The organism is Pseudomonas sp. UM16 (genome assembly GCF_050312595.1).
In the GTDB taxonomy this organism is placed as follows: Bacteria; Pseudomonadota; Gammaproteobacteria; order Pseudomonadales; family Pseudomonadaceae; genus Aquipseudomonas.
Genome location: NZ_JBNPJT010000005.1, coordinates 36,335 through 49,840 on the forward strand (window position 1 = coordinate 36,335; position 13,506 = coordinate 49,840).

The 13,506-nt window shown below is 58.8% G+C and carries 13 protein-coding genes; 10 read left to right on the forward strand and 3 right to left on the reverse strand.

From position 1 onward, the window contains the following. The first annotated feature begins 89 nt into the window (after positions 1 to 89). The 7 genes from apaG to ACQRAX_RS07135 all read left to right on the forward strand — a co-directional run bounded on the left by apaG (position 90) and on the right by ACQRAX_RS07135 (position 8,145). Positions 90 to 470, forward strand: a complete 381-nt coding sequence (gene apaG / locus ACQRAX_RS07105) for a Co2+/Mg2+ efflux protein ApaG (protein WP_412039065.1) — start codon at positions 90 to 92, stop codon at positions 468 to 470. Continuing rightward, positions 470 to 1,345, forward strand: coding sequence for a symmetrical bis(5'-nucleosyl)-tetraphosphatase (locus ACQRAX_RS07110; RefSeq protein ID WP_412039064.1), 876 nt, complete (start codon positions 470 to 472; stop codon positions 1,343 to 1,345). The genes apaG and ACQRAX_RS07110 overlap by 1 nt, the downstream gene beginning before the upstream one ends. A 14-nt stretch (positions 1,346 to 1,359) precedes the next feature. Next, the gene (gene glpE / locus ACQRAX_RS07115) at positions 1,360 to 1,689 is read left to right on the forward strand and encodes a thiosulfate sulfurtransferase GlpE (protein ID WP_412039063.1); all 330 of its coding nucleotides are present in this window, start codon (positions 1,360 to 1,362) and stop codon (positions 1,687 to 1,689) included. Between the two features lie 282 nt (positions 1,690 to 1,971). Then, positions 1,972 to 3,894: a PrkA family serine protein kinase gene (locus ACQRAX_RS07120; protein WP_412039062.1), complete on the forward strand. Its 1,923-nt coding sequence runs from the start codon at positions 1,972 to 1,974 to the stop codon at positions 3,892 to 3,894. 134 nt (positions 3,895 to 4,028) lie between these two features. Then, on the forward strand, positions 4,029 to 5,300 hold the full coding sequence (locus ACQRAX_RS07125) for a YeaH/YhbH family protein (RefSeq protein ID WP_412039061.1): 1,272 nt from the start codon (positions 4,029 to 4,031) through the stop codon (positions 5,298 to 5,300). After that, positions 5,297 to 6,859, forward strand: a complete 1,563-nt coding sequence (locus ACQRAX_RS07130; RefSeq protein WP_412039060.1) for a SpoVR family protein — start codon at positions 5,297 to 5,299, stop codon at positions 6,857 to 6,859. Before ACQRAX_RS07125 ends, ACQRAX_RS07130 begins: the two co-directional genes overlap by 4 nt. A 56-nt stretch (positions 6,860 to 6,915) precedes the next feature. After that, positions 6,916 to 8,145 (forward strand): multifunctional CCA addition/repair protein, encoded by a 1,230-nt coding sequence (locus ACQRAX_RS07135; protein WP_412039059.1) that lies wholly within the window; start codon positions 6,916 to 6,918, stop codon positions 8,143 to 8,145. 67 nt (positions 8,146 to 8,212) lie between these two features. On the opposite strand, the gene folK is transcribed toward ACQRAX_RS07135, so the two are convergent. After that, positions 8,213 to 8,722 carry a 2-amino-4-hydroxy-6-hydroxymethyldihydropteridine diphosphokinase gene (folK, locus tag ACQRAX_RS07140; protein WP_412039058.1) on the reverse strand — a complete coding sequence of 170 codons (510 nt, stop codon included), beginning with the start codon at positions 8,720 to 8,722 and terminating at the stop codon, positions 8,213 to 8,215. Further along, positions 8,713 to 9,066: a dihydroneopterin aldolase gene (gene folB / locus ACQRAX_RS07145; protein WP_412039057.1), complete on the reverse strand. Its 354-nt coding sequence runs from the start codon at positions 9,064 to 9,066 to the stop codon at positions 8,713 to 8,715. The genes folK and folB overlap by 10 nt, the downstream gene beginning before the upstream one ends. Before the next feature lie 74 nt (positions 9,067 to 9,140). Here folB and plsY point away from each other — a divergent pair, with 74 nt between their 5' ends. Then, positions 9,141 to 9,710, forward strand: coding sequence for a glycerol-3-phosphate 1-O-acyltransferase PlsY (plsY, locus tag ACQRAX_RS07150; RefSeq protein WP_412039056.1), 570 nt, complete (start codon positions 9,141 to 9,143; stop codon positions 9,708 to 9,710). A gap of 23 nt (positions 9,711 to 9,733) precedes the next feature. Here the strand turns inward: plsY and tsaD are convergent, their stop codons facing one another. Then, positions 9,734 to 10,759, reverse strand: coding sequence for a tRNA (adenosine(37)-N6)-threonylcarbamoyltransferase complex transferase subunit TsaD (gene tsaD, locus ACQRAX_RS07155; protein ID WP_412039055.1), 1,026 nt, complete (start codon positions 10,757 to 10,759; stop codon positions 9,734 to 9,736). A gap of 202 nt (positions 10,760 to 10,961) precedes the next feature. On the opposite strand from tsaD, the gene rpsU reads away from it, so the two are divergent. Both rpsU and dnaG read left to right on the forward strand, forming a co-directional pair. After that, the gene (rpsU, locus tag ACQRAX_RS07160; RefSeq protein WP_002551877.1) at positions 10,962 to 11,177 is read left to right on the forward strand and encodes a 30S ribosomal protein S21; all 216 of its coding nucleotides are present in this window, start codon (positions 10,962 to 10,964) and stop codon (positions 11,175 to 11,177) included. Positions 11,178 to 11,481: 304 nt separating this feature from the next. Continuing rightward, positions 11,482 to 13,452, forward strand: coding sequence for a DNA primase (dnaG, locus tag ACQRAX_RS07165; RefSeq protein ID WP_412039054.1), 1,971 nt, complete (start codon positions 11,482 to 11,484; stop codon positions 13,450 to 13,452). Positions 13,453 to 13,506 lie beyond the last annotated feature (54 nt).

A 13,506-nucleotide genomic window follows, 5' to 3' on the forward strand; every position in this document is an offset into this window, starting at 1 on the left:
GTCATGCCCGCATGACTGGCCGGCACCCCCGCCAATAGCCTAGACTGGACGCAATCGCCGTATCAGCGTCTGTTTCCAAGGCCCCTTGCATGTCAGATCCCCGCTATCAGATCGACGTCAGCGTCGTGACCCGTTTTCTCAAAGATCAATCCGAACCCGAAAACGACCGTTTCGCCTTCGCCTACACCATAACCGTTCAGAACAACGGCTCGCTGCCTGCCAAACTGCTGTCGCGCCACTGGTTGATCACCAACGGCGATGGCCAGGTCGAGGAAGCCAAAGGCGCCGGGGTGATCGGCCAGCAACCGCTGATCGAACCCGGTAAAAGCCACACCTACAGCAGCGGTGCAGTGATCAGCACCACCGTCGGCACCATGCAGGGCACCTACCAGATGATCGCCGAAGACGGTAAGCGCTTCGACGCCGTCATTGCTCCCTTCCGCCTGGCCGTTCCCGGAGCCCTGCACTGATGGCGGTGTACGCAGTTGGCGACTTGCAAGGGTGCCTGCAACCACTGAAATGCTTGCTCGAACGAGTTAACTTCAACCCCGCTGTTGACCGCCTGTGGCTGGTAGGTGACCTGGTCAACCGTGGCCCGGAGTCACTGGCAACTCTGCGTTTTCTGTATTCCATACGCGCGTCACTGGTGTGCGTGCTGGGCAACCACGACCTGCATCTGCTGGCAACCTGGCACAACATAGAGCGCCTGAAGAAGAACGACACCCTGCGTGAAATTCTCGACGCCCCGGATGCCGGTGAGTTGCTCGACTGGCTGCGTCGGCAAAAGCTGCTGCACTATGACGAACAACGCGGCGTGGCCCTGGTGCATGCCGGCATTCCACCACAGTGGACCTTGGGCAAGGCCCTGGAACTGGCTGGCGAAGTGGAAGAAGTGCTGCGTGATGACAACCGCTTCAAACTCTATCTCGACGGCATGTACGGCAACGAGCCGAACAAGTGGAGCAAGGACCTCAACGGCGTAACTCGCCTGCGGGTAATCACCAACTACTTCACCCGCATGCGCTTCTGCACCAGCGAAGGCAAGCTCGACCTCAAAGGCAAGGAAGGCGCCGACACCGCCCCCCCTGGCTACAAGCCATGGTTCGCCCACAAAGGTCGCCGCTCTCGGCATGTGAAGATCATTTTCGGCCATTGGGCAGCCCTTGAGGGCCGCTGCAATGTGCCGGATGTGATTGCCTTGGACACCGGCTGCGTATGGGGCGGTGCCATGACCCTGTATAACGTCGACAGCGGCGCCATGTATCGCTGCGAATGCACCGACGAAGGTACGCCCCGAGCGCAGCCTGAGCCCGCACAAGCAGCTAGAATGAACGACCAGTCCTGAAGGAAACCGTCCCCATGAGCGAATTCAAACGCATCCCTCCCGAGCAGGCCCAGGCGCTGCGCGAGCAAGGTGCGGTCGTGGTCGATATTCGCGACCCGCAAACCTATGCCACCCTGCACATTGCAGGCTCGAAGCATCTGGACAATCATTCTGTCGCAGACTTCATTCGTGGCGCTGACCTCGATGCGCCCACGGTGGTGGTCTGCTACCACGGCAACTCCAGCCAGAGCGCCGCCGCTTACCTGGTCAGCCAGGGCTTTTCCGAGGTCTACAGCCTGGACGGCGGCTTCGAGCTGTGGCGCGGCACCTACCCCGCAGAAACCGCTCAAGGCACCGCTGAATAATTTTTTTCAATTCCTGCAGCCCGCGCCCTGCGCGGGCTCGCGCCTGAGCTGACGAACGGTCGCGATGAACAATTCATCCAACCGCCCTTGACCTCGCCGAGAACCAACTATCCTTAAGCCCAGGCCATCCAAAAAGGGGAGAGCCGGTACACCGGCGTGCGGGTCATCGGTAGCGATTTTACAGGTGTTCTGGGGGGTATACAGCAATCGGCAGCGTCGATTGCATGCCAGCATCAGCTGACTGATCCGGCGTCGGCTCCACGTATCGAGCGAGGTGACGTCATGAGTATTTTTAGCCACTTCCAACAACGTTTCGAGTCCACCCGTCAGGAAGAACTTTCGCTGCAAGAGTACCTAGAGCTCTGCAAAAGCGATCGCAGCGCTTACGCGTCAGCGGCCGAACGCCTGTTGATGGCCATCGGTGAGCCGGAACTGGTCGACACTTCGAACAACTCAAGGCTGTCGCGAATATTCTCCAACAAGGTGATCCGACGCTATCCGTCCTTCGAAGATTTCCATGGCATGGAGGAGTGCATCGATCAGATTGTCTCCTACTTCCGCCATGCCGCTCAGGGCCTGGAAGAGAAGAAACAGATCCTCTACCTGCTCGGCCCCGTGGGTGGTGGTAAATCCTCTCTGGCCGAAAAGCTCAAGCAACTGATGGAGAAGGTACCCTTCTATGCCATCAAGGGCTCCCCGGTCTTCGAGTCACCTCTGGGGCTGTTCAACGCCACAGAAGACGGCGCCATTCTCGAAGAAGACTTTGGTATTCCGCGACGCTATCTGAACACCATCATGTCGCCTTGGGCGACCAAGCGGCTGGCCGAGTTTGGGGGCGACATCAGCCAGTTCAAGGTCGTCAAACTGTACCCGTCGATCCTCAACCAGATCGCCATAGCCAAAACCGAGCCAGGTGACGAGAACAACCAGGACATTTCCGCACTGGTCGGTAAAGTCGATATTCGCAAACTCGAGGAATATCCTCAGAACGATGCCGACGCCTATAGCTATTCGGGTGCGCTGTGCCGGGCCAACCAAGGCCTGATGGAATTCGTCGAAATGTTCAAGGCGCCCATCAAGGTACTGCACCCATTGCTGACCGCTACTCAGGAAGGCAACTACAACAGCACCGAAGGCCTGGGGTCGATCCCCTACTCGGGGATCCTGCTGGCCCACTCCAACGAATCGGAATGGCACAGCTTCCGTAACAACAAGAACAACGAGGCGTTCATTGATCGGATCTACATCGTTAAGGTACCGTACTGCCTGCGGGTCAGCGATGAGATCAAGATCTACGACAAGTTGCTGTTCAACAGTTCGCTGGCCAAGGCTCACTGCGCGCCTGACACACTGAAGATGCTCGCCCAGTTCACCGTGCTCTCGCGCCTGAAAGAGCCAGAAAACTCGAACATCTACTCGAAGATGCGTGTTTATGACGGTGAAAACCTCAAGGACACCGACCCGAAAGCCAAGTCGATCCAGGAATATCGTGACTCTGCCGGCGTGGATGAAGGCATGAATGGCCTGTCGACTCGGTTTGCCTTCAAGATTCTCTCGAAAGTCTTCAACTTCGACCCACACGAGATCGCTGCCAACCCGGTGCACCTGCTCTATGTACTGGAGCAGCAAATCGAGCAGGAACAATTCCCGGCCGAGGTGCGCGAGCGCTACCTGCGTTACCTGAAAGAGTACCTGGCACCGCGCTACATCGAGTTCATCGGCAAGGAAATCCAGACCGCTTACCTTGAGTCCTACAGCGAGTACGGGCAGAACATCTTCGACCGCTACGTGCTCTATGCCGACTTCTGGATTCAGGACCAGGAATACCGCGATCCGGAAACGGGCGAAATTCTCAACCGTATTGCGCTGAACGAAGAGCTGGAGAAAATCGAGAAACCCGCTGGCATCAGCAATCCGAAGGACTTCCGCAACGAGATCGTCAACTTCGTGTTGCGCGCCCGTGCCAACAACAACGGCAAGAACCCAACTTGGCTCAGCTATGAAAAACTGCGGGTAGTGATCGAGAAGAAGATGTTCTCCAACACCGAAGACCTGCTGCCCGTCATCAGCTTCAACGCCAAGGCCAGCAAAGAGGATCAGCAGAAGCACAACGACTTCGTCACCCGAATGGTGGAACGCGGTTACACAGACAAGCAAGTTCGACTGCTCTCGGAATGGTACCTGCGGGTCAGAAAGTCGCAATAAGCGACAAGCTGCAAGCTGTCAGCCGCAAGTCGTGAGCGCATGTCGAATGTGCCCGCGCTTGTGGCGGCAGCGGTGATCCAACTTGAAGCTTGAAGCTTACAGCTTGCAGCTACCGCCTACTCCCGGAGGGGTCTATGAGCTATGTGATCGACCGACGCCTGAACGGCAAGAACAAGAGCACGGTCAACCGCCAGCGCTTTCTGCGGCGTTACCGTGACCACATCAAGAAAGCCGTCGAGGAGGCCGTAAGTCGCCGCTCCATCACCGATATGGAACACGGTGAGCAGATCAGCATACCCGGCCGCGATATCGACGAGCCGGTGCTTCATCATGGTCGCGGCGGCAAGCAGACCGTGGTCCATCCCGGCAACAAGGAATTCACCGCTGGCGAGCACATCGCCCGGCCGCAAGGCGGCGGCGGTGGTGGCGGCCGTGGCAAAGCCGGGAACTCCGGCGAAGGCATGGACGAATTCGTCTTCCAGATCACCCAGGAGGAGTTTCTCGAATTCATGTTCGAGGACCTGGAGCTACCCAACCTGGTCAAACGTCATCTGGCTGGCACCGACACCTTCAAGACCGTGCGCGCGGGCATCAGCAATGAAGGTAATCCATCACGCATCAACATCATCCGGACCCTGCGCTCGGCCCATGCCCGACGCATCGCCCTGTCCGGCAGCAGCCGCGCCAAACTACGCGCAGCCCAAGAGGAACTGGCAAGGCTGAAACGGGAGGAACCAGACAACTTCGGCGATATTCAGGAAATTGAAACCGAAATAGAACGATTGAGTGCACGTATCAACCGCGTTCCTTTCCTGGATACCTTTGACCTCAAATACAACTTGCTGATCAAGCAACCCAACCCCAGCTCCAAAGCCGTGATGTTCTGCCTGATGGATGTTTCCGGGTCGATGACCCAGGCCACCAAAGACATCGCCAAACGCTTTTTCATCCTGCTGTACCTGTTCCTCAAGCGTAACTACGACAAGATCGAGGTGGTTTTCATCCGCCACCACACCAGCGCCCGCGAAGTCGACGAAGAAGAGTTTTTCTATTCTCGGGAGACCGGCGGCACCATCGTCTCCAGCGCCCTGAAACTGATGCAGGAGATCATGGCCGAGCGCTACCCGGCCAACGAGTGGAATATTTACGCAGCCCAAGCCTCGGATGGCGACAACTGGAATGACGACTCACCGATCTGCCGCGAGATCCTCTCCAAGCAGATCATGCCGTTCGTCCAGTACTACACTTACGTTGAGATCACCCCTCGCGAACATCAGGCATTGTGGTACGAATATGAACGTATCGGCGAAGCCTTTGCCGATACGTTTGCCCAGCAACAGCTGGTGTCGGCCGGCGATATCTATCCGGTCTTCCGTGAACTCTTCCAGCGCAGGTTAGTGACATGACCGCTAGAGAGCAGAAGCGCCACCCCATTTCCACCGGGTCCGAATGGACATTCGAACTGATCCAGGCCTATGACCGGGAAATCAGCCGCCTGGCCGAGCGCTATGCCCTGGACACTTACCCCAACCAGATCGAAGTGATCACCGCCGAGCAGATGATGGATGCCTACGCCTCCGTCGGCATGCCACTGGGTTATCACCATTGGTCCTACGGCAAACACTTTCTCAGCACCGAGAAATCCTACAGCCGGGGCCAGATGGGCTTGGCCTATGAGATCGTGATCAACTCCGACCCCTGTATTGCTTACCTGATGGAAGAAAACACCATCTGTATGCAGGCTCTGGTGGTTGCCCATGCCTGCTACGGCCACAACAGTTTTTTCAAAGGTAATTACCTGTTCCGTACCTGGACCGATGCCAGCTCGATCATCGACTATCTGGTGTTCGCCAAGCAGTACATTACCCAGTGCGAAGAGCGCCACGGCATCGACGCCGTAGAAGACCTGCTCGACTCCTGCCACGCACTGATGAACTATGGGGTCGACCGCTACAAGCGCCCTTACCCGATTTCCGCCGAAGAGGAGCGGCGCCGGCAAAAGGAACGGGAAGAGCATCTACAAAAGCAGATCAACGACCTGTGGCGAACCATCCCCAAAGGCGCCGATAAGAACAGCGACCGGGACAACGCCCGTTTTCCGGCTGAACCCCAGGAAAACATTCTCTATTTCATCGAAAAACACGCGCCACTGCTCGAACCCTGGCAGCGCGAGATCGTGCGCATCGTGCGCAAGATTGCCCAGTACTTCTACCCGCAACGCCAGACTCAGGTCATGAACGAAGGCTGGGCGACCTTCTGGCATTACACCCTGATGAACGACCTGTACGACGAAGGCCTGGTCACTGAAGGCTTCATGATGGAGTTTTTACAGTCGCACACCAGCGTGGTATTCCAACCTGGTTTCGACAGCCCCTACTACAGCGGCATCAACCCTTACGCCTTGGGCTTTGCCATGTACCGCGACATCCGGCGCATGTGCGAACACCCCACCGAAGAGGACCGTCGCTGGTTCCCCGACATTGCCGGTAGCGACTGGTTGTCGACCATCAAATTCGCCATGAGCAGCTTCAAGGATGAGAGCTTCATCCTGCAGTATCTTTCACCTACCGTGATCCGCGACCTCAAGCTCTTCAGCATCCTGGATGACGACCAGCGCGAAGACTTGCTGGTGCCGGCCATCCACGACGAAAGTGGCTACCGGATCATCCGTGAAACCTTGGCCGCTCAGTACAACCTGGGCAATCGCGAACCCAACGTGCAGATCTGGAGCATCGACCGCCGCGGCGACCGCTCGCTGACCCTGCGTCACCAGCAACATGATCGCAAGCCACTGGGTGACTCGACCGAGGAGGTTCTCAAGCACCTGCACCGCCTCTGGGGCTTCGACATCCACCTGGAAACCCTGCAGGGTGAACAGATCATGAAAACCCACCACGTGCCGCCCAAGGGCGAGCATGGCGACGCCGAGTATGGTCGCCTGGACTTGGCGGTGGTGCACCTGTAGCTCGGTCCTCCGCTGCTGCCAGACAGGGTATCCTGTGGCATCAACGGAGGATTTACATGCAGATCTACAAAGTCGGCGGTGCCGTACGCGATCGCCTGCTCGGGCAGCCGGTCAGTGATATTGACTGGGTCGTGGTCGGCGCTAGTGCAGAGCAGATGCAGGCATTGGGCTATCGGCCCGTGGGTGCCGACTTTCCGGTATTCATCCATCCCAAAAGCGGCGAGGAGTACGCGCTGGCGCGCACTGAGCGCAAGAGTGGCCGCGGATACGGTGGCTTCACCTTTCATGCCAGCCCCGAAGTTACCCTCGAAGAGGACCTGATCCGCCGCGACCTGACCATCAACGCTATGGCCGAGGATGAGCAGGGGCAAATCAGCGACCCCTATCATGGGCAGAAAGACCTAGAAAACCGCATTTTGCGTCATGTATCCCCGGCGTTCGCCGAAGATCCTCTGCGAGTACTGCGCGTGGCACGCTTCGCCGCCCGCTACGCCGGGCTGGGCTTCACGGTGGCAGAAGAAACTATCGAACTAATGCGCCAGCTCAGCGAATCCGGCGAACTGCAGGCGCTCACCGCCGAACGCAGCTGGAAGGAAATCGCCCGGGCGCTAATGGAAGATAAACCGCAGGTGTTCATCCAGGTGCTGCGCGATTGTGGCGCCCTCAAGGAACTGATACCAGAACTGGATGCATTGTTTGGCGTGCCGCAACCGGCGGCCCACCATCCAGAAATCGACAGCGGTATACATACCCTATCGGTCCTCGAACAAGCCGCGCAGCACCAGCAACCCTTGACGGTGCGCTGGGCCTGTTTGCTACATGACTTGGGCAAAGGCACCACACCCGAATCTGAATGGCCAAGGCATATCGCCCATGAACAGCGCGGCCTGAAGCTGATCAAGGCAGTCAACCAACGCTTCAAGGCACCGCGCGACTGCCAGGAGTTGGCCTTGCTGGTCGGTGAGTACCATACCCATTGCCACCGCGCTCTGGAGCTCAAGGCTTCAACCCTGCTCGAGCTCCTGCAAAGTTTTGATGTTTATCGTCGGCCGGAGCGTTTCGAAGCGTTCATTGCCGCCTGCGAAATGGATGCACGGGGACGCAAAGGGCTGGAGCAGCGGGAGTATCCACAGGCGGATTACCTGCGCGGTGCGGCAACGGCAGCGAGAGCGGTGCAAGTACAGCCGCTGGTCCAGCGAGGCCTGACCGGGCAGGCGCTGGGTGAGGCACTGAAGGGCGAACGTTTAAAGGCGCTAAAAGCCTACAAGGACAGCCCCCGCAGCTGAGACCGTGGGGTTGGCTTCCCGGCTCCCACAAGAACCTGTAGGAGCCGGCCTTGCCGGCGAAAGGGTCTCAAATACCCGTCAATTGCTGACCACGCCACTCAAACGGCACAGGCGCCAGAACCTGATCAATCTGCGCTTCGGCCCACAGCTGAGCCATGGTTTTGCCTACCCCTGAATGCACCAGTTGCGGCGCAATCAGCGACAGTGGCCACAACACGAAAGCATTTTTGAGAATTTCGGCCCGCGGCAGCACCAGCCCATCGAAACTGCCGCACAGGTCGTTATACATCAACACATCGATATCCAGCGGCAGGCCTTTACGATCCGGCGCATAACGCCCGTTATCGGCTTCGATGAACTTGAGCCGACGATCCAGCTCCATCAGGGGCAGATCAGTCAAACCGGTCACCACCAGATTGAAGAAAGGACCGCTCTTGATCCCCACCGCCTGGCTCTCGAACACCGCCGAACAGCGCATGTCGTGGAGAAAACCAGCCAGCGCATCCAACCCCGCACACAGATGCCGCTCACGCTCGACATTACTGCCAAGGCCAAGGTAAACCCGGTTCAGAGACATCCGCGCTCGATCTCCACACCCACCCCTGTGGCGGCCGCCACGGCACCAGGCTTGGTCAGTTTGAGTTGCAGCCACGGGATCTGGAACTCACTCATCAACACTGCAGCCAGACGCTCGGCAAAGGTCTCGACCAGCTCAAACTCGGATTGCTCGGCAAAGGCCTGGATACGCGCGGTCACGCTTGCGTAGTCCAAAGCCAGAGTGAGGTCGTCCCCCGCCGCTGCCGGACGGTTATCCCAGGCAAAACGCAGGTCCAGGCGCAGGCACTGGCGAATCCCACGCTCCCAGTCATAGGCACCGATGACGGTATCGACTTCCAGGCCTTCGATGAACACTCTGTCCAAGCACTTCTCTCCACTGCACGACAAGGGCGACTGGCGCCGTTAGAATCAAGGCGTCCTCGCCCGGAATAGTTAGCATGTTTTGGTTACTGGCGCTGCTCGCCTACCTGCTTGGCTCGCTGTCCTTTGCCATTCTCCTTAGCCGCCTCACTGGCAGCCCGGACCCGCGCATGAGCGGCTCTGGCAATGCCGGCGCCACCAACATGCTGCGCCTGGCCGGCCGCAAACTGGCGGTCCTGACCCTGCTTGGCGATCTGTGCAAAGGCTTGTTGCCAGTGCTGATCGCCAGTCTTGCCGGCCTAGATCTGCAGCAACAGGCCTGGATCGGCTTGTGTGCAGTTATCGGCCATCTGTTCCCGGTGTACTTCTGCTTTCGCGGTGGCAAAGGTGTCGCTACCGCCGCGGGGCTGCTGCTGGGGTTGTATCCCCCAGCCGCACTCCTGGCCATCAGCGCCTGGCTGCTGACCTTCTACCTGACCCGCACCAGTTCGCTGGCGGCGCTGATCGCCACACCCCTGACACTTCCGTTGCTGGCCTGGCGCGAGCCCCAGGCACTGCTGCCGATCAGCGTACTGACCGTGCTGATCGTCTGGCGCCACCGCGGCAATCTACGCGACCTTTTCGCCGGTCGCGAACGGCATTTCTGAATCGTCTGCATGGGCGCCGCTCATCACAGCGGCGCCAGTTGCTCCATCGGCCAGCGTGCCTGCACGCTGATCGCCAAGCTCTCCTGCTGCCCCGCAGCCAGTCGCTGGCAACCGGCATAGGCAATCATGGCGCCGTTATCGGTGCAAAACTGTGGGCGGGCGTAGTAGACATTGCCCTTGATGCCCGCAAGCATCCCTTCCAACGAGGTTCGCAGCGCTTTGTTGGCACTGACGCCACCGGCAATCACCAAACGCTTCAGACCGGTCTGCTTCAAAGCACGCTTGCACTTGATGGTCAGAGTCTCCACCACCGCCTGCTGGAAGGCCAGCGACACGTCGCAACGAGTTTGCTCGCCGTCGTCTCCAGCTTTCTGACACTGCTGCCAGGTGTTCAGGGCGAAGGTCTTGAGGCCGCTAAAGCTAAAGTCCAGACCCGGGCGATCAGTCATTGGTCGCGGGAACACAAACCGCCCAGGGGCACCCTGGGTCGCCAGACGGGCGATTTCCGGGCCACCCGGATAATTGAGCCCCATCAACTTGGCAGTCTTGTCGAATGCCTCGCCCGCCGCATCATCGAGCGTTTCGCCCAGCAGCTCATAGCGGCCAATACCGTCCACGCGCACCAACTGGGTATGCCCGCCGGAAACCAGCAAAGCGACGAATGGAAACTCCGGCGGCTGCTCCTCGAGCATTGGGGCGAGCAAATGACCTTCCATATGATGCACGCCCAACGCCGGAATACCCCAGGCAAACGCCAGGGCCTGAGCGCAGGATGCGCCCACCAACAGCGCCCCCACCAAGCCAGGACCTGCGGTGTAGGCAATCGCGTCGATCTCGGTGGCGACACAGTCGGCCTCGGCCAGCACCTGGCGGATCAACGGCAGCATGCGCTTGACGTGATCTCGCGATGCGAGCTCTGGCACCACGCCGCCATAGGCACGGTGCAAGTCGATCTGACTGAACAATGCATCGGCCAAAAGACCGCGTTCACTGTCGTATAATGCGACGCCGGTTTCGTCGCAGGATGTTTCTAATCCCAGTACTAGCATGGGTCTGCGCCTTGTGGAGGCTGAATTCGAAGGCGCGCATGATAGTCCCCACTCCCGATGCCGACCAGCGGTTTTCGATCAGAGGCTTTGCATTCCGGCTTGCTAAGGGTTAACATCCGCAACCCTTAAAAACCGACGTTCTCCAGTGCACAGTTTTGCCACGAGTTCGTTGACCCCCGGTAATGAATGAAGGTAGCTCTGGATGCCAGCCGTCAAAGTTAAAGAGAATGAACCCTTCGACGTAGCTCTGCGTCGTTTCAAGCGCTCCTGCGAAAAAGCCGGTGTTCTGGCTGAAGTTCGTAGCCGCGAATTTTACGAGAAGCCGACTTCTGAGCGTAAGCGCAAAGCAGCAGCCGCTGTTAAACGTCACGCCAAGAAAGTTCAGCGCGAACAGCGCCGCGCCGTTCGTCTGTACTAATACAGACGTCTGTCGCAAGCTTCTGCCTCGCCCGGCCTAAAGCCGGGCTGCCGGCAGTCGTTGCTTGATCCTCAGGCCTTTGGCTCGAGGCGTCTCATTGCTTCGGTAATGCGGACAACCTGCCTGAATCGTCAGAACTGGCCTCAACGCCAGCTGTGCACGTCATTACTGACGAGCCTTAACCGGCTACCGACGAGCACGTCTTTCCGAATTTTGTGTTACGCCATTCGACGTCGCTCGAACGCGCAGCCGTTCCCGCAGCATTAGCGATTACACTTGCTTATCGCCTGATGATGAGAGTGCCATGGCCGGGCTGATTCCCCAAAGTTTCATTGACGACCTCCTCAATCGCACCGACATCGTCGATGTGGTGAGTTCGCGCGTGCAACTGAAAAAAGCCGGCAAGAACCTCACCGCCTGCTGCCCGTTCCACAAGGAAAAAACCCCGTCCTTCAGCGTCAGCCCCGACAAGCAGTTCTATTACTGCTTTGGCTGCGGCGCAGGCGGCAACGCCCTTGGCTTCATCATGGACCACGACAACCTGGACTTCCCCCAGGCTGTCGAGGAACTGGCCAAGGCCGCAGGCATGGAAGTCCCTCGCGAGGAAGGTGGTCGCGGACAAAAGCCCCGACAGCCCACCGATTCGCCGCTGTATCCACTACTGGAAGCAGCCGCTGAGTTTTATCGTCAGGCCTTGAAAAGCCATCCGACGCGCCGCTCGGCAGTGGAGTATCTGAAAGGTCGCGGCCTGTCTGGCGAGATCGCGCGCGACTTCGGCCTGGGCTATGCCCCGCCAGGCTGGGACAACCTGTTCAAACACTTGAGCAGCGATACCCTGCAACAGAAAGCCATGATCGATGCCGGCCTGCTGATCGAGAATGCCGAGTCAGGCAAGCGTTACGATCGCTTCCGCGACCGGGTGATGTTTCCCATCCGCGACAGCCGCGGCCGTGTCATCGCCTTCGGCGGCCGAGTGCTTGGCGACGACAAACCCAAGTACCTGAACTCCCCGGAAACCCCGGTATTCCATAAGGGGCAGGAACTCTACGGGCTTTACGAAGCACGCAAATTCAACCGCAACCTCGATGAAATCATCGTGGTTGAAGGCTACATGGACGTCATCGCCCTGGCCCAGCAAGGCCTGCGCAATGCCGTGGCGACCCTGGGCACGGCGACCAGCGAAGAACACCTCAAGCGCTTGTTTCGGGTAGTGCCTAGCGTGCTGTTCTGCTTTGACGGTGACCAGGCAGGTCGCAATGCCGCTTGGCGTGCGCTTGAGTCGGCCTTGTCGAGCCTGCAGGACGGCCGCAAGGCACGTTTTCTGTTCTTGCCCGAAGGCGAAGACCCGGACACCCTGATTCGCGCGGAAGGCACTGACGCCTTCCGCGCCCGCATCAATCAGCACGCCCAGCCTCTGGCCGACTACTTTTTCCAGCAGCTAACCGAAGAAGCCGACCCGCGTTCGCTGGAGGGCAAGGCCCATATGGCCACCCTGGCAGCACCGTTGATCGAAAAAGTGCCGGGTGCCAACCTGCGCGCCTTGATGCGTAACCGTCTCAAGGAAATCACCGGGCTCGACAACCAGCAGGTCGAGAAACTGAGCCATAGTGCCCCGACTGAAGCGCCGCCCAGCTACGATCCTGGCATCGATTACGACGCCATTCCCGACTACACGCCAGACTACAGTGACTTCCACCAACCTGAGTACGCCCCGCCGCAACAACAGTGGACGCCGAACAAGGGCGGCAAGAAGAAGTGGGACGGCAAACCCTGGGACAAGAAAGGCAAACCCTGGGAGCGCAACGGCCAACGCCAGGACGCCCCACCACGGGTGCCAACTTCGGTAGAACCCCCGACCTTGAGCGCCCTACGCACGTTGCTGCACCATCCGCAGCTGGCCAAAAAAGTAGAAGACGCCGGCCACTTTGCAGCGGAAGAACACGTCTACGCCCAGCTGCTGGTGGCACTGCTCGAGGCGTTGCAAAAGAATCCTGAGCTACGCTCACTACAGCTGATTGCGCGCTGGCACGGCACCGAACAAGGTCGCTTGCTGCGGGCATTAGCGGAAAAGGAATGGCTGATTGATGCCGATAACCTTGAACAACAGTTTTTCGACACTATAACTAGCTTGTCCGCTCGCCAACGCGAGCGAAGCCTGGAACATCTGCTCAGGAAAGCACGTCAAAGTGAGTTGAGCGCAGAGGAAAAAAATCAGCTGCGCGACCTGCTAAGCCGGAATGTTCCCGCACAAACCCCGACCTCAACTGGCGCGTGAGGTCCTAGCTCGGGTATAATCCTCGGCTTGTTTTTTGCCCGCCAAGACCTTCAG